The sequence below is a fragment of the Propioniciclava coleopterorum genome (assembly GCF_011393335.1).
Classification (GTDB): domain Bacteria; phylum Actinomycetota; class Actinomycetes; order Propionibacteriales; family Propionibacteriaceae; genus Propioniciclava; species Propioniciclava coleopterorum.
This window is the reverse complement of record NZ_CP049865.1, coordinates 1,292,619-1,316,596: the sequence shown is the minus strand read 5'-3', so window position 1 is coordinate 1,316,596 and position 23,978 is coordinate 1,292,619. Positions and strand designations below refer to the sequence as shown.

The following is a 23,978-nucleotide window of genomic DNA, read 5'->3' as shown; positions in this document are numbered from 1 at the left end:
AGTCGCCCGCGTTGGAACGGGGGCGACTGCACCGAATGGGGGCGTCTGGGACGGATGCCCGCGTCTGCGACGGGGTCACTCGCGAGCCGGAGTGAGCCGCCCCCGTTTGAACGAGCCGCCCACGCTTGGGACCAACGGCCCGCACTCGAAACGAGCCGCCCCCGATCAAGTCAGTCGCCCGCGCTGCAACGGGGGCGACTGCACCGATCGGGGGCGACTGCACCGAACGGGGGCGACTGCACCCACCAGAGGCGTCTGGTTCGTGAGGTGGGCGCCTACTTCACCTGCAGCGTGGTCAGGCAGGTGGCGTCCTCGGCGCCGGTGGCGAACGGGACCGTGCCCGTCCGGCCATCCGCGGTGACCGTGACGGTGCCGGCGATGTTCCGCGGCAGCCAGAAACTGACGAAGCCGTTGGCGTAGGTGGTGGTGTCCTCGTCGACCAGGACCGCGCCGGCGGCGTCCTTGATCGTGACGTGGACCGGCGTGCTCACCATCTCGCCCTTGCACGTCGCGAGGCTGTGGAAGTAGCACTCGTGGGTCTGCCGGGCGAACGGGGCGATCGACAGGTAGAAGCCCTTGTCCTTGAGGGGAACGACGACCTCGCCCTGAGCGTTGCCGAGCACGACCTTGTCGGGTCGCACGGACGCCTTCATCGCCAGCGGCCGGGCCGACGAGTCCTGGTCGATCTTCTCCACGATCTGCTCGCCGGACATCCCGGTGAATCCCATCGAGGCGAGGACGGCGCTCGGGTCGCCCGCCGCCGAGGTGGTCTGGGTCGCGGGCTTCGTCGCCGGGGCGGACGCCGCGGGCGCGCCGGTGCAGCCGGCCAGGACCGCGAGCGCGGCGACACCGGCGAGGGCGAGGGTCAGATGCTTCAGGCTCATGGGTGATCTCTCGGGTCGAGTGTCTCCTACGCCGCGTAGTTTACATACCCCGGGCCGGTATGGCGACCCGATCGGCACCTCGCCCACCCGCCGCGAGGGACCGCCCTACAACGCCACCGCCGCGGACGCGGCACGCTCGGCACGTCGGCGCCATGGGGTGCGGACGTACGCGCCGGCTCGGCATGACCGCTGTGACGACCCGTCGCGGCGGGCAGGCGTGTACCTCGTCGGTGACCTTGGAGCGAGCTGGCGGTCCGGCCTGACAGCCTTCGAGGCGCGGAGCCGGCGCCGGGCCGCCCGCGTGGCCGCGCGGACGCTCCGCCTAGGCTCGCGTCATGACGATCCCTCGCGCCGGCGCCGTCGGGAACCTCGCCGGGCTCGCGCGCCGCGGGTTCCTGGCCCAGACCGAGCGGCTGTGGCGGACGCACGGCGACCTGTTCGAGATGGACCTGGGGGTCGGCGGTCTGCTCCTCGCCGTTCACCCCGACGCCGTCCGCGAGGTCAACCTCACGCAGCGCCGCAGCTTCGACAAGGCGGCCAGCTACGACGGCGTCCGGCGCTACCTCACCGGGGAGGGGCTGGTCGCCAGCACCGGCACGCTGTGGCGCCGCCAGCGCAAGCTCATGGCGCCGCTGTTCACGCCGAAGGCCGTCGGGGCCTACGCCGAGGCGATGCTCGCCGACGCCACCCGCGTCCGGGGGCGCTGGGAGCGACTGGCGGCCGACGGCGCGGTCGTCGACATGGGCGAGGAGATGATGGAACTCACCGCGGCGATCATCCTGCGGGCGATCTTCAGCACCGCCGCCGCCGCCGAGATCGTGGCGCTCAAGAGCCAGGTCGAGACGATGATCCGCTACGCGACGGCCCGGATGGGTCCGCACCTGCCCGACGCGATCCCGACGCCGTCCCGCCACCGGTACCGCCGGGCGCGCGCCGCCGTGCACGCCTTCATCGACGACGTGATCGCCCAGCGCCGCGCCCTGCCCGCGGACGAGGTCCCGCGTGATCTGCTCGCCCGGCTGATGGAGGCCCGCGACGCCGACGGCGTCCCCATGGCGGAGTCGCTGCTGCGCGACGAGTCGATCACCATGTTCTTCGCCGGGCACGAGACCACGGCGCGCACCCTGTCCGCCACGTGGGCGGCGCTGGCCGCGAACCCCCGCGTCGCGGCCCGGCTGCACGCCGAGCTCGACGACGTCCTGGGCGACCGGACGCCGACGCTCGCCGACCTGCACGCGCTGCCGTACACGCTGCAGGTGGTCAAGGAGGTGCTGCGCCTCTACCCGGCCGCTCCCTTCTACGTCCGGGACGCCGTCGAGGACGCCACGGTGCTCGGGCATCCCGTCGCCGCCGGGACCGCCGTCATGCTGTCGCCCTACTGGACGCACCGGCATCCGGACTTCTGGGACGACCCCGAGGTGTTCGACCCCGACCGGTTCACCCCGGACGCCGAGGCGGCTCGGCATCCGCAGGCGTACCATCCGTTCGCCACGGGCGAGCGCGTCTGCATCGGCAACCACTTCTCGCTGCTGGAATCCCACCTCCTGCTCGCGGTGCTCGCCCATCGGTTCGCGCCCCGGATGGTGGGGCGCCAGCCCGCGTGGGTGATGGAGGGGACGCTGAGCCCCGCCGGCGGCCTGCGGATGCGGATCGCCACCCGCTGAGCGGCCGTCGGCCCCGGCCGTCCGTGACGCGGGTCGCCGCAAGATGGCCCGGCGACACCGCTCGGAAGCGTAGAGTTTGCGGCCGATCTCGCGTTAGGCTGCAGAATGGCTGACCGATTCCCGGCGGACCGGGTCCGCGAAACGCTCGAACGGCACATGCTCCTGGACGGGTTCCCGCTGGTGCTGGACCTGCGGGCGTCCCACGGCACGACGCTGGTCGACGAACAGACCGGCACCGGCTACCTGGACATGTTCACGTTCTTCGCGTCCAACGCGCTCGGCATGAACCACCCCGGGCTCACCGAGGATGAGGAGTTCCGCGCCGAACTCCTCGAGGCCGCCCTGAACAAGGTCTCCAACTCCGACATCTACACCGTCGCCCTGGCGCGCTTCGTGGACACCTTCGCCCGCGTCATGGGCGCCGACGAACTCCCGCGCTACTTCTTCATCGAGGGCGGCGCGCCCGCGGTCGAGAACGCCCTCAAGACCGCCTTCGACTGGAAGTCGCGGCTCAACGAGGCGGAGGGGCGCTCGCGTGACCTGGGCGGCCGGATCATGCACCTCACCGACGCCTTCCACGGCCGGACCGGCTACACGATGACGCTCACGAACACCGACCCCAACAAGACCGACCGCTACCCCAAGCTGCCCGGCTGGCCGCGCATCACGAGCCCGTACTGGGCCTCCGAGCGCGACATGGACGTCGTCGAGGCCGACACCCTCGAACAGGCGGAGGCCGCCTTCGAGGAGCACCCCCACGACATCGCCGCGTTCATCATGGAGCCCATCCAGGGCGAGGGCGGCGACCACGCCTTCAGGCCGCAGTTCCTCGCGGCGATGAAGGAACTCGTGCACCACTACGACGCCCTGTTCATCTTCGATGAGGTGCAGACCGGCGGCGGCATGACCGGGACGCCGTGGGCCTGGCAGCAGCTCGGCACCACCCCCGACATCATGGCGTTCGGCAAGAAGCTGCAGGTGTGCGGCATCACGGCCGGGGGGCGCGTGGAAGAGGTCCGCGACAACGTGTTCCGCGTGCCCAGCCGCATCAACTCCACCTGGGGCGGCAACCTCGCCGACATGGTGCGGGCGCGCCGGATCATGGAGATCATCGAGCGCGACGACCTCCTGGAGAACGCCCGCACCCAGGGCGCGTACCTGCTCGAGCGGCTCCGCGACCTGGCCCTGCGCCACCGGTTCGCCAGCAATCCGCGCGGGCTGGGGCTGATGTGCGCCCTCTCGCTGCCCGACACCGCCGCGCGCGACGAGGTCCTGCGCCGGCTGCGCGACGACGAGCGCGTCCTCATGCTGGGGTCGGGGCGGCGCACCATCCGGTTCCGCCCGGCCCTCACCGTGACCCGCGAGGAACTGGACCGGGCCGTGGACGCGACCGACCGCGTCCTGACCGCGCTGGAGGGCTAGAGTCCCCGCCCGACATGGGGGAGGATCGACGGACAACCCAGGAGCCCCCCGGAGGACGGGCAGCCGGGGCGGCGTCCCGGCGAGGCGAGCCGGCTCGACGCAGCCCGGCGGAAGGGAGTGACATGCACGACACCCACGCGCTCCGGGCGGCGTTCGCCCGGTCGCTGTCGGCGATGTACGGCACCGAGGTGCCCGCCTACAACACGCTGGTCGAGGTGTCCACGGCGGTCAACGCGGACCACCTGGCGGCCCACCCCGACACCGCCCAGCGGCTTGGCAGCATCGACCGGGTGACCGCCGAGCGGCACGGCGCGATCCGGGTCGGGACGGCCAAGGAGCTGGCGCAGGTCGCCCAGATCTTCGCCGCGCTCGGCATGGAGCCGGTCGGCTTCTACGACCTGCGCGGGTCGGAGGCCACCTCGCTCCCGATCGTCTCCACGGCGTTCCGCCCCGTCGGACGCGACGCGCTGGCGCTCAACCCGTTCCGGGTCTTCACGTCGGTGCTGGTCACCGAGGACCGCCGCTACTTCGACCCCGACCTCACCGAGGAACTGGACGCCTTCCTGGCGTCGCGCACCCTGTTCGGCGACGACGTCCTCGCGCTGGCCGCCCGCGCCGAGGCCGAGGGCGGGCTGTCGGAGGCCGACGCCGAGGACTTCCTCCGCGGGGCCACCGCCTGCTTCGAACTGGCCGACGACCCCGTGGACCGCGACTGGTACGCGCGGCTCTCGGCGATCTCGGGCGTGGCCGCCGACATCGGCGGCGTCCCCACCACCCACATCAACCACCTCACGCCGCGCGTCCTCGACATCGACGATCTGTACGCCCGGATGACCGCCCGCGGCATCACGATGATCGACGAGGTGCAGGGACCCCCGCTGTGGGACGGCCCCGACGTGCTGCTGCGCCAGACCTCGTTCAAGGCGCTCGCCGAGCGCCGCCGCTTCCGCGAGCGCGACGGGTCCATCGTCGAGGGCGCGCTGTCGGTGCGGTTCGGCGAGGTGGAGCAGCGCGGCATCGCGCTCACCCGGACGGGCCGCGACCTCTACGACGCCATGATCGCGGACGCCGACGCCCGCTCGGTCGGCGCGACGCCGGGCGAGCGCGCCGACGTGCTGCGGGCCGTGTGGCGCGAGCGGCTCCCCGCCGACGAGCAGGGCCTCGCCGACGCCGGCCTGGCGCACTTCACGTACGCGCCTGCCCCGAGCGTCCGGCCGGCGACCCCCCGCGCGCCCTGTCCGAGCTCGTCGCCGGCGGCTGGCTGACCCGGACGCCGATCGTGTACGAGGACTTCCTGCCGCGCTCGGCGGCCGGCATCTTCGCGTCCAACCTGGACAGCGCGGGCTCCCGCGACGCCACGCGCGAGGGGGCGCACCGCGACGAGGACTGGCTCGCCGGCGCGATGAACCGCCCCGTGCACGACCCGCACCTGCTGTACGCCGCCGAGGAGGCGACGTCCCTGGTGGACGCCGGCGCCGCCCTGGGCGTCCGCATCGAGCCACGCGCCCCCACGGTGCCCCGCTGACCTCGCCGTGGTGAGCGCCCGAAGCGGATACCGCCGACCGAATCGACCCTCGAACTCGCCCACCGACCGCACAAACCACCACCACTGAGCCGATCGCCGTCTGAACCGATCACGAGCACTGGCCTGGATCGGCCACTCGGCCCAATCGACATCACCAGGACCGAACCGATCGCCACCGCTGGCCGACCAGACGCAGGACCTGAACCGAACGCAGCACGCTGACCAGGAGGAACCATGAAGTCGACCGCCGAGTACGCCGACCAGGCACGCGCCGCGTTGCTGGCGCTCGGGGTGGAGGCGTCCGAGCTGGAGCCCGGCACCGGGCCCCGCGTCGCGGCCCGCACCCCGCTGACCGGCGGCACGCTGTTCGAGGTGCCCGGGGCCGACGCCGACGGCGTCCGTGCCGCGGTGGGGGAGGCGGCCGAGGCGTTCGCGATGTGGCGGGACACCCCGGCGCCGGTCCGCGGCCGGCTGGTGCGCCGGCTCGGCGACCTGATCGCCGAGCACCGCGACGACCTGGCGACCCTCGTCACCATCGAGGCCGGCAAGATCCGCACCGAGGCGCTCGGCGAGGTGCAGGAGATGAGCGACATCTGCGACTTCGCGGTCGGGCTGTCGCGCCAGCTCTACGGCCGCACCATGCCGTCGGAGCGCGCGGGGCACCGGCTCCAGGAGACCTGGCAGCCGCTGGGCGTCGTCGGGGTGATCTCGGCGTTCAACTTCCCGGTCGCGGTGTGGTCGTGGAACACCGCGATCGCGCTGGCGTGCGGCGACACGGTGGTCTGGAAGCCCTCGGAGCTGACCAGCCTCTGCGCGCTCGGCTGCGCCGCGCTGCTGCGGCGCGCCGCCCGCGAGGTGGGCGCTCCGGACGGCGTCCACCGGCTGGTGCTGGGCGCCCGCGACACCGGGCAGGCGCTGGTCGACGACCCGCGTGTCGCGCTGGTCTCGGCGACGGGCTCGACCCGGATGGGACGCGAGGTGGGCCCCCGGGTGGCCGCGCGCTTCGGACGCTCGCTGCTGGAACTCGGCGGCAACAACGCCGTGGTCGTCACCGCGACCGCGAACCTCGACCAGGCGGTCGCCTCGGTGGTGTTCGGCGCCGCCGGCACGGCCGGCCAGCGCTGCACGAGCACCCGGCGGCTGCTGGTGCACGACGACGTCGCGGACGAGGTGATCGCCCGCGTCGGCGCCGCGTTCGAGCGCCTCCCGATCGGCGACCCGTTCGCCGAAGGGACCCTGGTCGGCCCGCTCATCGGGCAGGGCGCCTGGGAGGCGATGGCGGACGCGATCGCCGCCGCGCAGGCTCAGGGCGGCCGGCTGGTCGCCGGCGGTGACCGCGTGCGTCCCGGGCGCGAAGACGACGATGGGGAGGGCAGCCCGCTCGCCCCAACCCCTGCGCCCGCTGAGGGTGCGGCTCGGGGCGGCGGGGAAGCGGCGCCCGCTCGGGCCGAGGGTGCGGAGTGGGTCGCCGGGGAGGATGTGCACGCGCCGGCTGAGGTGGCCCCGACGACGGAGGCGGTGCCTACGCCGGAGGCGGTTCCGGCCGCGGCGGTTCCCGCGCCGGCTGCGCGCCTGGGCGCGGCCGCGCACGGCGCCGCGGGGGAGGGCCGCGACCTCGGCGTGCGCGCGGAGCGGCCCGTAGCCGAACCCGAGGGTTACTGGGTGCGTCCCGCCCTGCTGGAGATGCCGACGCAGGCCGGGGTGATGCTCAAGGAGACCTTCGCGCCGGTGCTGTACGCGGTGCGCTACCGCGACCTGGATGAGGCGATCGCCCTGCACAACGCGGTGCCCCAGGGGCTCTCGGGCGGCATCTTCACCGCCGACATGATCGAGGCCGAGCGCTACCTGGCCTTGGCGGACACCGGCATCGCCAACGTGAACGCCGGCACGTCGGGCGCCGAGATCGGTGGCGCGTTCGGCGGCGAGAAGGAGACCGGCGGCGGCCGCGAGTCCGGCTCGGATGCCTGGCGCGCCTACATGCGCCGCTCCACCAACGCGATCAACTACTCCGGCGGCGTCGAACTCGCCCAGGGGGTCGACTTCGGCTGAACGGAAATCAAGAATCGCGCACTCGGTCCTGTTGAGGCGGTGACCCACTAGGGGAAACGCCGACCCGCGGGGGCGTGACTGCGCGATTCGTGATTTTTCGGGGCGCCAAAGGCCGGCACTGACCAGCCGCGCCCCTCAACGATGGCACCTCCGGGCTCCACGACGGCAGCGCCGTGACGTGCGTGCGGCCAATTCCGGGGCGGTTCCTCGCGGCGAACTCCCGTCGGCCGCACGCTCGCCTCCGAGCGTGGTGGAAATAGTTCCAGTCCCCCGGGCTTGCCTCCCCGCGGGGAGAAGTGCTGGAGTGTTGTAAACGTTTCCATCCGGACGATGACGACCAGGACGAAGGCGGCACGATGAGCACCTCACGACCCACGCTGGCGCAGGTCGCGCGCCTGGCGGGCGTGTCGGTGGCCTCGGTCTCCCGGGCGCTCAACGGCGGCTCGGCCAGCCGCGGCACCGTCGAGAAGGTGCGCGCGGCCGTCAACGAACTGGGCTACGTCCCCGACGCCACCGCGCGGCTGCTCAAGCTCGGCCACACCCCCGCCATCGCCTGCGCCGTGCCCGACATCGCCAACCCGATCTACGTCGCGATGGTCAAGGCCATGGAGGCCGTGACGCGGCGCGAGGGCTTCCGGCTCTCCCTGACCTCGGTGGGCAGCGACGCCGACGAGATCGCCGAACTGGTCCGCAGCATGGACCGCGGCTTCGCCGACGGCCTCATCATCACCCCGCTCCGCGTCACCGAGGGGCTCGTCGAGGCCCTGCTGACCCTGTCGGTCCCGGTCGTCGTGATCGGACGCATCGCGCCGGAGGTCCCCCTGGACGCCGTCAGCGTGGACTCCGCCGCCGGCGTGCGTGCCGCGATCGACCACCTCGTCGCCGCCGGCCACGACGCCGTGACCCTGGTCAACGGGCCCGACGACACCACGCCCGGCCGCTACCGCCTCGCGGCCTACCTGGACGCCGCCGCGGCGTACGGCTTCGTGCCCCGGGTCATCACGGCGACCGACTTCACCACCGAGGCCGCGCTCGTCGCGCTGGGTGACTGCATGGCCGACGCGGCGTCGCGGCCGAGCGCGGTGCTCGCCACCAACGACCTCCTCGCGGTCGGTGTGATGCGCGCCGCCGCGAAGGCGGGCGTCGAGGTCGGCCCCGACCTGGGCGTCGTCGGGATGGACGACACCGTGTACGCCAACCTCGTGCAGCCGCCGCTGACCAGCGTCTCGCTGGCGGCGGGGGAGCGCGCCACCCAGGCGATCGAGCTGCTGCTGGCCCGCATCGCCCGTCCCGGACGCGCGCACCAGCGCGTCACCGTCGATCCCACGCTCGTGCTCCGAGAGTCGAGCCCGACCCGAAGGGGGTGGCCACAGTGACGACGGAGTCGTTGGCCCTCGTCGACAAGCCGGTGGTGCCCAAGCGTCGCAGCGTCCAGAGTCGCGCCAAGCGCGTCGAGGCGGCCGCGCTGGTGGTCCCGGCCCTCATCCCGATCCTGATCTTCAGCGTCGCGCCGCTGCTCAGCGGCATCGGACTGGCGTTCACCGACGCGTCGCTGCGGCGCAACGACACCCCCGACTTCGTCGGCCTGCAGAACTTCGTCGACCTGCTCGGCGACACGATGTTCTGGGAGTCGTTCCGCATCGGCATGGTGTGGGCCGTCTCGGTGACGGTGCTCCAGTTGGTCGCCGGGCTGGTGTTGGCCCTGCTGCTGAACGCCAACCTGCGGTTCCAGGGGCTGGCGCGGGTGCTCGCGCTGATCCCGTGGGCGATGCCCCCGGTCGTCGTGGCCATCATGTGGCAGCTCATCTACGCCACGAACGGCCCCCTCAACGCCGTGCTGTCCGTCTTCGGGCCCGACGTCACCACCAACTGGCTCGGGGAGTTCTCCACCGCCCTGCCCGCCGTCATCGTGGTCGGCGTGTGGGTCGGGATGCCGCAGACCACGATCACGCTGCTGGCGGCGCTGCAGCAGATCCCGACCGAACAGATCGAGGCCGCCGCGATGGACGGGGCCGGTGCGGTCCGCCGCTTCTTCAACGTGTCGCTGCCCGCGATCCGCCCGGTGATGGCGTCGATCACGTCGCTGAACTTCATCTGGAACTTCAACTCGTTCGGCCTGGTCTACGTCATGACCGAGGGCGGCCCGGGCGGCAAAACCATGCTGCCGATGCTGTTCACGTACCTGGAGGCGTTCAAGAGCCGCAACCTCGGCTACGCCTCGGCGATGGGCTGCGTCCTCGTCCTCATCGTCGTCGCCCTGCTGGCGATCTACCTGTGGAGCCAGTTCCGAGAGAAGGAGGCGAAGTGAACACCCACATCTCGCCGCTCGCCCGCGTCGGCCAGTACGCCCTGCTCGCGGTCTACGTCGTCTTCCTCGCGTTCCCGCTGCTGTGGCTGGTGTCGGCGTCGTTCAAGTCCAGCCGCGAGCTGATGAGCCTGGACATCTCGCTGTTGCCCAAGGAGTTCCACCCCGACAACTACGTGATCGCGTGGAACCAGCAGGGCCTCGTCGGCTCCGCGTGGAACTCGCTGATCGTCGCGGTCTGCTCGATGGTGCTCGTGATCGCCCTGTCCCTGCCGGCGGCCTACGCGTTCGCCCGGTTCCGCGGCTGGCTGCGGACGGCGGGCACCGGCTGGATCCTGGTCTCCCAGGTGTTCCCGGTCATCCTCATCATCATCCCGCTGTTCCTGATCCTGCGGGATGCCGGCCTGGTCAACACGCTGCCCGGCCTGATCCTCGTCTACACGACCTACACGATGCCGTTCGCGCTGTGGATGCTGCAGGGCTTCGCGGCGGGCATCCCGATCGAGTTGGAGGAGGCCGCCGCCGTCGACGGCGCCTCCCGCCTCAGGACGCTCACCAAGGTGATCTTCCCGCTGCTGCTCCCGGGCATCGCCGCCACCGCGATGTTCGCGTTCGTGTCCGCCTGGAACGAGTTCTTCTTCGCGCTGGTGCTCATGCAGACGCCGGAGAACTACACCCTCCCGATCGCGCTGAAGATGTTCATCGGCGGCGAGGGCAAGGTGGCGCTCGGCCCGCTGGCCGCCGGCGCGGTGCTGGCGACGATCCCGAGCATCGTCTTCTTCTCGATCATGCAGCGCAAGCTCGTCTCCGGCATGCTCGCCGGCTCCGTCAAGGGCTGACCCCGGCCCTTGTTCCCCGGCCCACCGGCCCCCTGTTCCCCAGTCCCGAATCAACCAACAAGGAGTAAGTCGATGAAGACCACCAAGCTCGCAGCGGCCCTGCTGGCCGCGACCGTGGGACTGGGGCTCGCCGCGTGCGGCGGCGCCCCGGCCCAGAACCCGGGAGGCGACACGACGGCGTCCGGCCCTGTGTCCATCACCTTCCAGTCGCTGTCCGATCAGCCCGGCGCCATCGCGGCGACCAAGGAGATCGTGGAGGCCTGGAACACCGCCAACCCGAACATCAAGGTCGAGACGATCCAGGCCGGCTGGGACGGCGTCTACGACAAGCTCACCACGCAGTTCAGCGGCAAGAGCGCCCCCGACGTCATCCACTACGAGGCCGCCTCGATCCTGCCCTTCGCGGCGGACGGCTACCTGCGCGACCTGAGCAAGGACATCTCCCCCGACGCGAAGGCCGAGATCAGCGACGGCGTGTGGGACTCGGTCACCTACGACGGCCAGATCATCGGCGTCCCCACCGAGATGCAGACCTACGTCGTGTTCGCGAACAAGAAGATGCTCACGGACGCCGGCGTGACGATCCCCACGGGCGACTCGATGACGTGGGAGCAGTTCACCCAGATCGCCCAGCAGGCCACCAAGGGCGACGCCAAGGGGCTCGGCTGGGGCCTGAAGTCCCCGACCGCGACCATGATGGCGCTCGGCCCGATCAACGGGGCCACGTTCTTCAGCGGCGAGGGCGACAAGGTCGACATCAGCGTGGGCGAGCCCGAGATCGCGCTGCCGAAGGCCATCAAGGGTCTCGCGGACGCCGGGACCCTGGACAAGACCTCGCTGACCCAGAGCGGCGGCGACGTGCTCAAGGGCTTCTACGCCGGCAAGTACGCCATGACGGTGCAGGGTTCCTACCAGGCCGCCAACATCGCCAAGGACGCGCCCGACGGCTTCGAGTGGGTCGAACTGCCCCCGCTGCAGGGCACCAAGGGCACCGGCCAGGCCGCCAACCCGCAGACCCTGTCGGTCAACATCGACTCCAAGCACGGCGCCGAGGCGGCCAAGTTCGTCGCGTTCTTCACCGAGCCCGACAACATGGCCAAGCTCAACACCGCCGACGCGCTGATCCCCGCGTCCAAGACGGCGCGGGAGAAGATCCTCAAGGACACCGGCGGCAAGGATGGCTGGGACATGACCCTGAAGTCGGGCGAGTCGCTGACGTCGGCGCCGTACCTCAAGGCCAACAGCTACGCCCAGTGGAAGGACACCGTCGCGACGCCGTCGTTCCAGAAGTACCTGACGGGCGAGATCGATGACGCCGGCCTGAAGTCGGCGCTCGAGTCGGGCTGGAAGCGCTAGTCGGACGCCCATTCAGCACCACCAACGATTCAGCGAGGTTCGGACTACATGCGTGAAGCGGAGGACCGCCTGGTGGCGGTGATCGTCGGAGCCGCCGTGGGGGATGCCCTCGGCGGGGCCGTCGAGGGGTACAGCCCGAGCAGATCCGGGAGCGTCACGGCGGGCCGGTCACCGGCATCGTCGGCCCCTGGTTCGACGACTGGGAGAACGCCCGGCCGATGTCGCCGTACCACAAGGGCGACGGCAGAGTGACCGACGACACCCTCATGACCCACGCCATGATCGACACCTACGAGCGGGTCGGCGGCCACCTGACCGCTTTCGACGTCGCGTCGACGCTCGTGCCGATCATGATGTCCGAGCCTCGCTGGATCCCCGAACTGGAGAAGACGACCGTCATCCTCAACCGGGTGTTCCTGGCGGAGAAGTGGATCGTGCTCCGCTGCCACTACAGCCACGCCGACCCGCGCGAGGCGGGCGTCGGCAACGTGGTGAACTGCGGGGCCGCCATGTACATGGCGCCCGTCGGCGCGGTGAACGCCGGCGACCCGGACGCCGCCTACGCCGAGGCGATGGACATCGCCGGGGCGCACCAGTCCAGCTACGGACGCGAGGCCGCCGGGGTGTACGCCGCCGCCGTGGCCGCGGCGCTGGCACCCGGCGCCACCGCGGCGTCGGTGTTCGAGGCCGCCCTCTCGGTGGCGCACGACGGGACGCGGGCCGCGCTCGCGGCCGTCCGGGACGCGGTGGCGTCGTGGGATCGTGCGGTCGACCTGCAGCCGATCCTGCGCGCGGCGATCCTGCCCTACGACACGGTCGGCGAGACCTACCGCGAGCCCAACATGGACGCGCGCAAGCCGTCCCGCACCAAGGCGATCGAGGAACTGCCGATCGCCCTGGGTTACGTGCTGGCCCACGACGGCGACTACCGCGCCGCCGTGCTGGGCGCGGTCAACTACGGCCGCGACTGCGACTCGATCGCCACCATGGCGGGGGCGATCTGCGCCGGGCTCGGCGGCACCGCCGTCATCCCGGACGACTGGGCCGACGAGGTCGCCGCCGCGTCCCGGATCGACCTCGAGGCGGCCGGACGCCGGCTCGCCGCGGTCGCCGCGACGCTGGCCGCCGCGGACGCCGAGCGCGCCGCCCGCACCCTGGAGATCGCCCGCGCCCGGGCGGCGTCCCTGCAGGGGGCGACGCTGTGAGGCTCACCTGGGTGCAGCCCGAGGACCTGCTGCTGCACGCGTTCGTGCAGGCCATGGACGAGGGCACCGACGTCGACGATCTGCGCGAGGAGTGGCTGGCCGCCGGGGGGACGCTGGACGCCCCGGTGAGCGGCGCGGCCCCGACCCCGGCGTCCGCCGCGAACCGGGCGCTCGCCCGCCGCCTGCTGGTGGAGGTCGAGGCCCGCGGCGTCGTGCGGGTGGAGTCCGACCCCGAGGAGATCTTCGAGCGCGCCGCCGAGCCGCCGCCGCTGCCCACGTCGGCGTCCGACGACCGGATCCTGGGCGCCTGGCTCGGACGCGCGGCCGGCTGCCTGCTCGGCAAGCCGGTGGAGAAGATCCCGCGGGAAGGGATCCGGGCCATCCTGGAGGATCTGGGCGAGTGGCCGCTGACCCGGTACTTCACCGAGGTCGGGCTCGACCCCGCGATCGCGCGGCGCCACCCGTGGAACCGCCGGTCGCGGCCCACGTCGCTGCGGGAGAACATCGCGGGCATGCCCGAGGACGACGACCTCAACTACCCGCTGCTCAACCTCGCCCTGCTCGAGACGCTGGGGCAGGACTTCACCGTCGACGACGTCGCCACGGCCTGGCTGGCGAACCTGCCGGCCGGCCGGGTGTTCACCGCCGAGCGGGTCGCCTACCGCAACCTGCTGCAGGGCATCGAGCCCGCGAGGGCGGGCAGCACCGACAACCCGTTCCGCGAGTGGATCGGCGCGCTCATCCGCGGCGACGTGTTCGGCTGGACGCACCCCGGCCGGCCGCAGGACGCCGCGATGCTCGCGTTCACCGACGCGCGGCTGTCGCACGTCCGCGAGGGCATCTACGGCGAGATGTGGGTGGCGGGCGCCTGCGCCGCCGCCGTCGTCGCCGACGACCTGGAGACCGTGCTGGCCGCGGGGGCGTCGTGCGTGCCCGCGGACTCGGCGCTGCTGCGCGCGATCGAGTTCGGCGTCGAGCTCGGCGCCGTGCCCGACCGCGACGACGCGCTCGACGCGCTGCACGACGTGTACGGCCGCCATCACTGGGTGCACGTGCTCAACAACGCCGCCACCATCGGCTGGGCGCTGGCGTCGGCCGTCGGCCCCGACGGCCGGCCCGACTTCGGCGCGGCGATCGCGAACGCCGTGATGGCGGGCTGGGACACCGACTCGGCCGGCGCCACCGTCGGGTCGATCGCCGGCGGCCTCGCCGGCGCCGCGGCGCTGCCCCGGGCCTGGGTCGAGCCGCTCCGCGATCGCTACGCCACCAGCCTGCCCGGCTTCGACGGCGTCAGCTTCACCGAGTTGGCCGCCCGCACCCAGACGCTGGCGCGGAGGTTCGCATGAGCGCCGTCGTCGTGGTGGGGAGCGTCAACGCCGACCTGTCGGCGCGCGTCGCGCGGATCCCCGAGCCCGGGGAGACCGTGCTGGCCGCGGGCTTCGCCCGGTCCCCGGGCGGCAAGGGCGGCAACCAGGCCGTCGCCGCGGCCCGCGCCGGCGGCGCCGAGGTGGCGTTCGTCGGGGCCGTGGGCACCGACGCCGACGGGGGCTGGTTGGCCGACCGCCTGGCCGCCTCGGGCGTCGACGTCGCCGGGCTCGCCCGGCTCGAGGGGCCCTCGGGGCAGGCGCTGATCAGCGTGGACGCCCACGGCGAGAACGCCATCGTGGTCATCCCGGGCGCCAACGGCGCGTTCACCGCCCTGTCGCCCACGCAGGAGGCGCTCATCCGCGGGCGGCGGTCGTGCTGGCCCAGCTTGAGACGCCGCTGGAGACCGTCACGGCCGCCGCGCACCTGGCCCGCGACCACGGTGTCCCGTTCCTGCTGAACGCGGCGCCGTCGCGTCCGCTGCCCGACCAGCTCCTGGCCGCTGTCGACGTGCTGATCGTCAACGAGCACGAGGCCCGCGACGTGGCCGGCACCGACGACCTGGACGAGGCGCTGGAGCGGCTCGGCGGGGAGGTGGAGACGGTCGTGCTGACGCTGGGGGCGTCCGGCTCGCGGATCGTGACCCGCGGCGAGGAACCGCTCGAGATCCCCGCGGTCTGCGTCGACGCCGTCGACACCACGGCCGCCGGCGACACCTACTGCGGCGTCCTGGCGGCGGCGCTCGCGCGCGGCGCGGGCTACGAGGAGGCCGCCACCGAGGCGGCCGCGGCGTCCGCCCTCACCGTCACGCGTCCGGGCGCCCAGGACTCGATCCCCACCCGCGACGAGGTGCGGGCCGCCCTGCCCTGACAGCCCCCCGACCGTCCACGAAGAAGGAGTCATGACCGTCACACCGCAGCCGGCCGCCGGCCCGCTGAACCCACTCGTCCCCCGCCCGATCGACGCGCCGACCGCCGTCCCGCTCGCCCCGGACGCCGACCTGACCGGCCTCGACCAGGCCAAGATCTTCATCGCGCCGGACGATCCGGCGCAGTGGGACGCCTGGCGCGCCACCCTGGAGCGCTGGCGCGCGGGGGCGCGCGGACGCCACCCCGACCACGCCGCCCGGTACGCCGGGCCGGGGGAGTGGACGGCCGGCTGCCACGTCATCGCGCAGGTCTGGCTGTGGGACGAACTCCTCTACGACTTCGAGGCCGGCGTCTTCACCCCGGACAGGCTGCTCGCCGACGCGGACGCCCGGTTCGGTGGCTTCGACGGCGTCGTGCTGTGGCACGCCTACCCGGTGATCGGGATCGACGGGCGCAACCAGTGGGACCACTACCGCGAGGTCCCCGGGCTGCGGGCCCTGGTCGACACGCTCCACGCGGCGGGCGTCCGGGTGTTCTGCGACTTCAACCCGTGGGACACCGGCACCCGGCGCGGCGGCACCGACGCCGAGGAGTTGGCCGCGATCATCGCCGACTTCGGCTTCGACGGGGTGTTCCTCGACACCCTCAAGCAGGCGGACGCCGCCCTCATCGCCCCGCTGTTCGCCGCGAACCCGGCGCTGGCGCTGGAGACCGAGTCCAAGCTCGCCCTGGACGACCTGGGCACCCACGCGATGTCGTGGGCGCAGTGGTACGCCGACTCGCCGGTCCCCGGCGTGCTCAAGACGCACTTCTACGAGCCCCGGCACATGCAGCACCACATCCGCCGCTGGAACCGCGACCACCACGAGGAACTCCAGTCGGCGTGGCTCAACGGCGTCGGCGTGATGGCCTGGGAGGTGGTGTTCTCGGCGTGGGTCGGCTGGAACGACCGCGACGCCGACACGCTGCGGCGGATGCGGCCGGTGCAGCGCGCCTGGTCCGACCTGCTCGTGGACGGCGTCTACACGCCCCTGGTGCGGCTGTCGGACGCCGCCCACGCGGCCGGGGCGTACGCCGCGTCGTGGACCGACGGCTCCCGGACGCTGTTGGCCCTGGTGAACCGCTCGGAGATCGACGTGACGCTCAGCGCCGCCGACCTGGCCCCCTGGCTCGCCGGGGCGGGCCACGAGGGGGCGGGCGCCGCCGTCGACAGCCTTGGGTCGACCGATGACCCCGCCCCCACCGAGGGCGAGCCGCTGCTGCTGAGCCTCACCTCGGGCGCGGCCGTCGCCGGCGGGGTGCTGGTGCCGGCCCGCTCGATCTCCGGGGTGGTGGCCGGCCCGGGCGCGGAGCTCGTCGCCGCCGCGTCGGCGTCCGTGCCCGTGGGTCGCTCGGCCCGCTTCCCCTACCGGGAGGCCGTCAGGCTCGCGGGGGAGCCCGCGACGGGCGCCGCGCCGGCGTCCGGCTTCGTCGCCGTGCCGGCCGGACGCCACTTCCTCACCCAGCGCTACCGCTGCCGCGAGACGGGGCTGTACGGCGAGGCGCCGTTCGTGGACGAGTGGAAGCCGTTGCACCCGCGGCTGCACGACCTGCGCACCCGCGAGCACGTGCTGGAGACGCCCGGCTGCTTCGTGGCCGAGCGCGAGGTCACCGTCGCCGAGTTCGCGGCGTTCGTCGCCGCCACCGGGCACGACTGGACGCCGCCCGCCTCGGCGTCCGGGCCGGGCGGGCAGCGGGGTCCCGACGAACCGGCCACCTGGGTGAGCCTGGATGACGCCCGGGCGTACGCGTCCTGGGTGGGCGGCCGGCTGCCGACCGAGTTCGAGTGGCAACTGGCGGGCGAGGCGTCCGATGACTGGGTCGGCGACGTCGCCGTGTGGAACTGGACCGACAGCGAGCACAGCGACGGCCGCAGCCGGTTCGCGATCCTGAAGGGCGGCTCCGACCACGCCATCGAGGGGTCGGAGTGGTACGTCGAGCCGGGCCGCCGCGGCCCCGACCACACGCTGAAGTACCTGAGGAAGGGCTTCGACCTGGACCGCAACGCGTGGACCGGGTTCCGGGTGGCGTTCGACGCCGCGGGCCCCGGGCAGGACGCCGCCCCGACGGCCGGCGCGGAGGTCGCGCCCGAGGGGAGGGGCTGACGTGGCGGGGATGCTGACGGGCCTGCGCGTCGTCGACGCCAGCACGCTGTTCGCGGGGCCGCTCGCCGCGATGCACCTGGGCGACCTGGGTGCCGACGTGATCAAGGTGGAGAACCCGCGGCGTCCGGACGGCTCGCGCGGCCACGGCCCCAGCAAGGACGGCCACAACCTGTGGTGGAAGACGCTGGGGCGCAACAAGCGCACCGTCGGCATCGACCTGGGGACCGCCGAGGGCCAGGAGGTGTTCCGGGAGTTGGCCGGCACGGCCGACGTGGTGATCGAGAACTTCCGCCCCGACACCCTGGAGCGATGGGGGCTGGGTTATGAGGCGTTGTCGCAGGGTAATCCGGGGCTGATCCTGGCCCGGATCACCGGGTTCGGCCAGGTGGGGCCGATGCGGCGGCGCGCCGGGTTCGGCACGCTGGCCGAGGCGATGAGCGGGTTCGCGTCGCTGACCGGGGAGCCGGACGGCGCGCCGACCCTGCCCGCGTTCGGGCTGGCCGACGGTGTCACGTCGCTGGCCGCCGCCTTCGCGATCGCGACCGCGCTGTTCCACCGGGAGCGGACGGGGCGCGGCCAGGTGATCGACCTGGCCATCGTCGAGCCGCTGATGGCGATCCTCGGCCCGCAGGTCTCGCGCTACGACCAGCTCGGCACCGTGCAGGCCCGCACCGGCAACCGGTCGGTCAACAATGCCCGCGCAACATCTACGCCACCGCCGACGGCTCGTGGGTCGCGGTCTCGACGTCGTCGCAGTCCATCGCCGAGCGGGTGATGACGCTGGTGGGCCACCCCGAGGTGACCACGCAGCCGTGGTTCGGCACCGGGGCGACCCGAGCCGAGCACGCCGACGAGCTGGACGCCATGGTCGGCGCCTGGATCGCCGCCCGCCCCCGCGACGAGGTGATCGAGGCGTTCACCGCCGCGCAGGCCGCGATCGCGCCCATCTACACCGCGCAGGACATCGTCGCCGAGGAGCAGTTCGAGGCGATCGGCGCGATCCGCCGGGTCGAGGATCCGGATCTGGGCCCGCTGCTGATGAACGGCGGGCTGTTCCGCTCCACCGAGGGCGGGGCCGAGATCGGCTTCACCGGACGAGCCCCGGGCGCCGACACCGACGCCGTCCTGGCCGAGCTCGGCCACTCGCCGGAGCGGATCGCCGCCCTGCGCGCCGGCGGGGCGGTCGCGTGACCGCCCCCAGCCGCCCGGCCGCACGCCACCGGCTCGGCCTGCCGGGCGGGCGGCCTGGTTCCCGCGCGATCCACGGTTCCGGCGCGGGCTCCGACCCGGGCGCGGGCCTCGACGCCGCCGGGCGCCGCGGGGCAGGATCGGGCGCATGATCCCGCTCACGCTGCTGTACGCGCCCGGCGACCGGCCCGACCTGGCCCGCAAGGCGCTGGCCGGGGACGCCGACGTGGTCATCATCGACCTGGAGGACGCCGTCGCCCCCGCACGCAAGGACGCCGCGCGCGCCGGCCTGGCCGAGCTGCTGGCCGACGTCGCCGGCCGTCCGGTGCAGGTGCGCGTCAACGCTGCCGGGACGCCGTGGGCGGACGCCGACCTCGCCGTCGTCGCGGGCCTGGGCGAGTCCGTCGAGGTGCGCGTCCCGAAGGTGGAGACGCCGCAGGAGGTCGAGCGGGTGCGGCACGCCTGCGGCCGGGCCGTGCACGCGCTGCTCGAGACGCCGTTGGCGATCGAGCGCGCCTTCGAGATCGCCGGCGCTGGCGTCGCGTCGCTGGGGCTCGGTGAGGCCGACCTGCGTTCCGCGCTGGGGGTCGCGTCCGCCGACGACCTGGGCTGGCAGCGCGCCCGCGTCGTGAACGCTGCGGCGGCCGCCGGGCTGCAGCCCCCGGCGATGTCGGTCTACGCGCAGGTGGCGGACGCCGAGGGGCTCGAGGCGTCCTGCCGGGCGGGTCGCGCCGCCGGCTTCCTGGGGCGGGCCGCCATCCACCCGCGTCAACTGCCGATCATCGCGGCGGCGTTCCGGCCCGCCCCCGAGGAGGTCGAGCGCGCCCGGCGCATCGTCGAGGGCTTCGCCGCGGCGGACGCGGCGGGCGGCGGCACCTACGTGCTGCCCGACGGGACCTTCATCGACGTGGCGATGATCCGCGCGGCCGAGCGCACCCTGGACCTCGCCGAGCGCTAGTCGTCCGCGTGGGGCCAGGGGTCAGCTGGACTCGACGGAGGCGTAGTCGTTCTCGAAGTCGAGGGCGGCCAGGGCGTCCTCGTGGATCAGCACCTGGAGGTAGCCCGCGTCCCAGATCCACAGGTTGAGCGCCCCGCAGCTGTAGATGGTCAGCAGGTGACGCCACTTCTCGGCCCGCGCCATGTCGATCTTGTGGCGCTCGTCGTAGTTGTAGAGCAGATTCGGGTCGACCTCCTGGACGACGACGGCGTCCTCGCGCGGGTCGATGCCGATCCCGGCCGCGTGGCCCAGCAGCCGCCCGACGACGTTGCCCGGATCCTGCCGGGGCGGGCGCAGCGCCTCCTGCAGGGCCTCGTAGGCCTCCTGTTCCGCGGCGTCCATCGATTCCTCGGTCAGGGCGGTGTGCTCGTTGGTGGCCCACCGCGGCAGGTCCAGGACCGTCTCCAGGCGCAGTGGCCCCGGGTCGACCTCCTCCATGAAGGCCGCCATCGCGACGCCCTCGGGCGGCCGCCGCGGCGCGAGCGGCACGCCCGCCGGGATCAGCAGGACGGTGTGCTCGACGCCCGTGGCCGGCTCGTCGACCCCGACGAAGAAAGACAGCAGCCCGGACGCCGGCAGCGCGTCGCGCGCGGCCTCGGGCACCTGCGCCAGGTCGATCTGGAACGCGAAGGCCATCGCCCAGTCGCCGCTGTCGATCGGCCACTCGACGTCCGCGGGCAGGTCGGGGTCGCCGCCGACCTTGCTGGCGCCGACCGGCGCGGGCCCGTGGCCGTCCAGGAGCAGGTACGTGGTGGGCCGCAGCGCCGCGCGCAGCGGTGCGAGGTGGGCGGCCAAGCCGAGGTGATGGACGAACTCGTCGAAGTGGGTGGCGCTCAGGTCGTGGGCATCGAAGTCCATGACGCCGATTCTGGCAGGCGCCTCCCGCGCGGCGACAGGGGCCCTGGGTGCCGCGCGTCCCGGCGCGTCGGCCCCTCGCCCGACGCGCGGGTCCGGGCACGGCGGCTCAGTCGAGCAGCCGCAGGGCGGAGTGCGAGCTGCGGACGTGGTCGGCGGCGAGTCGACCCGCCGCGTCGGCATCCCCCAGACGGATCGCGGCGACGATGCCGCGGTGCTCCTCGACCAGCCGCGGCCGCAGCCGCTCCCAGTCGGGGGCGATGTTCTCGGCGGCGAGGATGTGGGAGGCCACCGCCTCGCGGATCGCGATCGTCAGGTCGCGCACGAGGCGGTTGTCGCCCATGCGGGCCACGGCGAGGTGGAACGCGGTGTCGAGGTCGTGGAAGGCCTGCGCCGTCGCCCACGACTGCTGCAGCGTCAGGAGGTGGTCGAGTTCGGCCAGCCCCTCGTCGTCGCGGCGCGTGGCCGCGACCTCGGCCGCGGCGCGCTCGAGGACCATGCGGGTCTGGGTCAGCTCGCGCATCGAGATGGTGTCGAGCGCGACGTGCAGCTTCAGCATCCGGCCGAACGCGTCGCCGGGGTGGCTCGCGACCCGCGTGCCGCCCGTCGCGCCGGGATGCGTCGTCACGACGCCCTGGGCGTGCAGCACCTTGATCGCCTCGCGGACGGCGCTGCGGCTGGCCCCGAGACGGGCGGCGAGCTCGCGCTCGTTGGGCAGCCGGGTGCCCGGGGCGACCCGCCCGTGCATGATCTCGCCGGAGAGATAGTCGAGCACCGACTCGAATCCCCCTTGCGCCGTCATGCTCCCATTGTCCCTGATCAGCCCAACGGCGGAACCCGGTGGGGAAATCCGCCCGGCGGTTGCCGCGGACGCCGCCGGCCCGGTCCCGATGGCGTCGGGCGGCCGCACGCGGGACACTGGGGTGGCCCGCGGGGCCCGCGGGCGCATCCAGGAGGTGGCTCTTCGTGCTCGACGTGCTGGCGGCCAACCCGCTGCTCACGCTCATGCTCGTCCTGGCGCTCGGCGGCCTGTTCGGTCAGATCCCGTTCGGGCCCATCCGGTTCGGCGCGGCCGGCGCCCTGTTCATGGGACTCGTCGTCGGCGCCCTGGACCCCCGCTTCGGCGAGGGGCTCGACCTGGTGAAATCCCTCGGCGTCGTCCTGTTCTGCTACACCGTCGGGCTCGCGGCGGGCACCACGTTCCGTTCGGATCTGCGGCGGCAGTGGGGGCTGATGGTCGCCGGCGTCCTGGGCCTGCTCGCCATGGCCGGCGCGGGCCTGCTGCTGGTCGACGCCCTCGGGCTCAGCCACGAGGTGCTGGCGGGGGCGTACGCCGGCGTCCTCACCTCCCCGGCCATCGACGCGGCCATCACGGCCACGCGTGGCGCCCCGGACACGCTCGTCGGGTATGCCCTGGCCTATCCGACCGGCGTGGTGGTCGGCATGGCGGTGGTCGCGGTCGTCGTCGCCCGCCGGTGGCGCGGCGCGGGGGACTCGCCCTCGCTGGCCGAGGCCGGCCTGACCGCCAGCAGCGTCGTGGTGGAGAAGCCCGTCCTGCCCGGCGACATTCCCGGCTGGCGGCGGCAGGCGGTGAAGTTCTCCTATCTCGAGCGCGACGGCGCGATGCGCGTCCTGCAGCCCGGCGAGCCGCTGGAGCCCGGCGACCGGGTCCTGGTGGTCGGCAACCCCGACGACGTCGCCGCCGCCTGCTCCTTCCTGGGACGCCCCAGCAAGCGGACGCTCACCCACGACCGCCGCGAGGTCGACTTCCGGCGCTTCGTGGTGTCCAACCCGTCGCTGGTGGGGCGGACGATCGCCGAGCTCAACGTCACCGGCCGGCTGCACGGCATCGTGACCCGGGTGCGGCGCGGCGACATCGACATGCTGGCCCGCGACGACCTGGTGCTGCAGCCCGGCGACCGCGTGCTCGCGGTCGTGCCCAACGCGAACCTCGAGGGCGCGAGCCTGTTCTTCGGGGACTCCGAGCGCCGGGTCTCGCAGGTGGACGCGCTCACGCTCGGCTTCGGCATCCTGCTCGGCCTGCTCGCCGGCTTCATCTCGATCCCGCTGCCCGGCGGCATCGCGTTCGGGCTGGGGACGGCCGCCGGCCCGCTCGTCGTGGGCATGGTGCTCGGCGGCCTGCACCGCGTCGGCCCGTTCCGCTGGGACCTGCCCCACCCCGTGAACGCCACCCTGCGTCAGCTCGGGCTGATGATCTTCCTCGCCTGCGTGGGGTTGGCGTCCGGGCCCGCGTTCATCCGGCAGGCCTTCACCGCCACCGGCGCGGCCGTCGTCGCGGTGTCGGCGCTGACCCTGCTGCTGGGCTGCGGCGTGCTGATCGTCGCCGCCCGCTTCCTCGACCTGTCGGCGCCCCGCACCGCGGGCGCGCTGGCCGGCTTCGTCGGGCAGCCGGCCATCCTGGCCTACGCCAACGGCCGCGTGAACGACGAGCGCATCGATTCCGCCTACGGCGCCCTGTTCGCGCTGGGCACCGTGGTGAAGATCCTGCTGGTCCAGGTCATCGCCCTGGCCTGACGGGCCTCCCGGAGCCGCCCACGCCTACGCTGAGGCCATGAGCTTCGACGACCTCCTGGGCGACGCGCGCAGCGTCGTGCTGGTGCACGCCCACCCCGACGACGAGACGCTGGCCACCGGCGGCCTGATCGCCGAACTCGCCGACCGGGGGCTCGACGTGTCGGTGCTGACCGCGACCCGCGGCGAGCAGGGCGAGATCGTGCCGGGCACGCTCGACGGGCTCACGGGGGAGGAACTCGCCGCGGCGCGCGTCGGGGAGGTGGCGGCCGCCGCCCGCGAGCTCGGGGTGCGGCACGGCGCGTTCCTCGGCGACGCGGGCGCCCGCGCGGACGGCCGGGCGCCGCGGCGCTACACCGACTCGGGGATGGTGTGGCTCGACGAGGCCGAGACGCTGGCCGGTCCGGGCGAGCAGGCGGGCCCCGACGCGCTGAGCCTCGCCGACCCCGAGGAGGTCGCCGCCGACATCGCCGCCTACGCGCGCGCCCGCGAGGCCGACGTGATCGTCAGCTACGACGCGCACGGCGGCTACGGCCACCCCGACCACGTCGCGCTGCACGAACCCAGCCGGTCCGCGGCCCGCAGCCTCGGGGTCCCGTTCTGGGAGGTGTCCTCCGACCCGAGGGCCCCGGCGACACCATCGAGACCCCCGGCCAGGCGGGCCGGGTCAAGGCCGCGCTGGCGCACCACGCCAGCCAGGTGACCGTCGACGGCGACGACGTCGTCCACGTCGGCGGGCAGCGCCAGCCGATCCTGCTGCGCTTCACGCTGCGCCCGGC

The 23,978-nt window shown here is 73.5% G+C and carries 19 protein-coding genes and 2 pseudogenes; 18 read left to right on the top strand and 3 right to left on the bottom strand.

Annotation, left to right across the window (positions count from 1 at the left end; translation table 11 throughout):
* Nucleotides 1-275 precede the first annotated feature (275 nt).
* Nucleotides 276-884 carry a CueP family metal-binding protein gene (locus G7070_RS06350; protein ID WP_206079985.1) on the bottom strand — a complete coding sequence of 203 codons (609 nt, stop codon included), beginning with the start codon at nucleotides 882-884 and terminating at the stop codon, nucleotides 276-278.
* Nucleotides 885-1,219: 335 nt separating this feature from the next.
* On the opposite strand from G7070_RS06350, the gene G7070_RS06345 reads away from it, so the two are divergent.
* From G7070_RS06345 to G7070_RS06280, 16 genes and pseudogenes are all read left to right on the top strand, one after another.
* On the top strand, nucleotides 1,220-2,548 hold the full coding sequence (locus G7070_RS06345) for a cytochrome P450 (protein WP_166232849.1): 1,329 nt from the start codon (nucleotides 1,220-1,222) through the stop codon (nucleotides 2,546-2,548).
* 105 nt (nucleotides 2,549-2,653) lie between these two features.
* Nucleotides 2,654-3,970, top strand: coding sequence for an L-lysine 6-transaminase (gene lat, locus G7070_RS06340; RefSeq protein WP_166232847.1), 1,317 nt, complete (start codon nucleotides 2,654-2,656; stop codon nucleotides 3,968-3,970).
* Nucleotides 3,971-3,984: 14 nt separating this feature from the next.
* Nucleotides 3,985-5,240: pseudogene (locus tag G7070_RS06335) on the top strand (2-oxoadipate dioxygenase/decarboxylase family protein); the annotation flags it as partial.
* Between the two features lie 9 nt (nucleotides 5,241-5,249).
* Nucleotides 5,250-5,495: a hypothetical protein gene (locus G7070_RS17640; protein ID WP_206079983.1), complete on the top strand. Its 246-nt coding sequence runs from the start codon at nucleotides 5,250-5,252 to the stop codon at nucleotides 5,493-5,495.
* A 234-nt stretch (nucleotides 5,496-5,729) separates the two neighbouring features.
* The gene (locus G7070_RS18485) at nucleotides 5,730-7,544 is read left to right on the top strand and encodes an aldehyde dehydrogenase family protein (RefSeq protein WP_246227430.1); all 1,815 of its coding nucleotides are present in this window, start codon (nucleotides 5,730-5,732) and stop codon (nucleotides 7,542-7,544) included.
* 356 nt (nucleotides 7,545-7,900) lie between these two features.
* Entirely contained in the window at nucleotides 7,901-8,920 is a 1,020-nt protein-coding gene (locus G7070_RS06325) for a LacI family DNA-binding transcriptional regulator (protein WP_166232845.1), read from the top strand.
* A complete protein-coding gene (locus G7070_RS06320; RefSeq protein ID WP_246227428.1) occupies nucleotides 8,917-9,852 on the top strand; it encodes a carbohydrate ABC transporter permease in 936 nt (311 codons plus the stop codon). Before G7070_RS06325 ends, G7070_RS06320 begins: the two co-directional genes overlap by 4 nt.
* Entirely contained in the window at nucleotides 9,849-10,688 is an 840-nt protein-coding gene (locus G7070_RS06315) for a carbohydrate ABC transporter permease (RefSeq protein WP_246227427.1), read from the top strand. The genes G7070_RS06320 and G7070_RS06315 overlap by 4 nt, the downstream gene beginning before the upstream one ends.
* Nucleotides 10,689-10,760: 72 nt before the next feature.
* Entirely contained in the window at nucleotides 10,761-12,044 is a 1,284-nt protein-coding gene (locus G7070_RS06310; RefSeq protein WP_166232843.1) for an ABC transporter substrate-binding protein, read from the top strand.
* Between the two features lie 143 nt (nucleotides 12,045-12,187).
* Nucleotides 12,188-13,249, top strand: coding sequence for an ADP-ribosylglycohydrolase family protein (locus G7070_RS06305; RefSeq protein ID WP_348981496.1), 1,062 nt, complete (start codon nucleotides 12,188-12,190; stop codon nucleotides 13,247-13,249).
* Nucleotides 13,246-14,595, top strand: a complete 1,350-nt coding sequence (locus G7070_RS06300) for an ADP-ribosylglycohydrolase family protein (RefSeq protein ID WP_166232841.1) — start codon at nucleotides 13,246-13,248, stop codon at nucleotides 14,593-14,595. The genes G7070_RS06305 and G7070_RS06300 overlap by 4 nt, the downstream gene beginning before the upstream one ends.
* A complete protein-coding gene (locus G7070_RS19190; RefSeq protein ID WP_250645994.1) occupies nucleotides 14,592-15,074 on the top strand; it encodes a PfkB family carbohydrate kinase in 483 nt (160 codons plus the stop codon). Before G7070_RS06300 ends, G7070_RS19190 begins: the two co-directional genes overlap by 4 nt.
* Complete coding sequence (locus G7070_RS19185; RefSeq protein WP_250645993.1) at nucleotides 14,990-15,484, top strand: PfkB family carbohydrate kinase; 495 nt, start codon at nucleotides 14,990-14,992, stop codon at nucleotides 15,482-15,484. Before G7070_RS19190 ends, G7070_RS19185 begins: the two co-directional genes overlap by 85 nt.
* Before the next feature lie 31 nt (nucleotides 15,485-15,515).
* Nucleotides 15,516-17,627, top strand: a complete 2,112-nt coding sequence (locus tag G7070_RS06290; protein WP_166232840.1) for an SUMF1/EgtB/PvdO family nonheme iron enzyme — start codon at nucleotides 15,516-15,518, stop codon at nucleotides 17,625-17,627.
* Nucleotides 17,628-17,637: 10 nt separating this feature from the next.
* Nucleotides 17,638-18,818, top strand: a pseudogene (locus G7070_RS19815) (CaiB/BaiF CoA transferase family protein).
* A gap of 145 nt (nucleotides 18,819-18,963) precedes the next feature.
* The gene (locus G7070_RS06280; RefSeq protein WP_166232838.1) at nucleotides 18,964-19,773 is read left to right on the top strand and encodes an HpcH/HpaI aldolase/citrate lyase family protein; all 810 of its coding nucleotides are present in this window, start codon (nucleotides 18,964-18,966) and stop codon (nucleotides 19,771-19,773) included.
* 21 nt (nucleotides 19,774-19,794) lie between these two features.
* On the opposite strand, the gene G7070_RS06275 is transcribed toward G7070_RS06280, so the two are convergent.
* Both G7070_RS06275 and G7070_RS06270 read right to left on the bottom strand, forming a co-directional pair.
* Nucleotides 19,795-20,670: a DUF1963 domain-containing protein gene (locus G7070_RS06275; RefSeq protein WP_166232836.1), complete on the bottom strand. Its 876-nt coding sequence runs from the start codon at nucleotides 20,668-20,670 to the stop codon at nucleotides 19,795-19,797.
* Nucleotides 20,671-20,776: 106 nt separating this feature from the next.
* Nucleotides 20,777-21,469, bottom strand: a complete 693-nt coding sequence (locus G7070_RS06270; RefSeq protein WP_166232834.1) for a FadR/GntR family transcriptional regulator — start codon at nucleotides 21,467-21,469, stop codon at nucleotides 20,777-20,779.
* A gap of 203 nt (nucleotides 21,470-21,672) precedes the next feature.
* Here G7070_RS06270 and G7070_RS06265 point away from each other — a divergent pair, with 203 nt between their 5' ends.
* Together G7070_RS06265 and G7070_RS06260 are read left to right on the top strand one after the other, a co-directional pair.
* Nucleotides 21,673-23,202 (top strand): aspartate:alanine exchanger family transporter, encoded by a 1,530-nt coding sequence (locus G7070_RS06265; RefSeq protein WP_166235049.1) that lies wholly within the window; start codon nucleotides 21,673-21,675, stop codon nucleotides 23,200-23,202.
* Between the two features lie 37 nt (nucleotides 23,203-23,239).
* On the top strand, nucleotides 23,240-23,902 hold the full coding sequence (locus tag G7070_RS06260; protein ID WP_166232832.1) for a PIG-L family deacetylase: 663 nt from the start codon (nucleotides 23,240-23,242) through the stop codon (nucleotides 23,900-23,902).
* Nucleotides 23,903-23,978 lie beyond the last annotated feature (76 nt).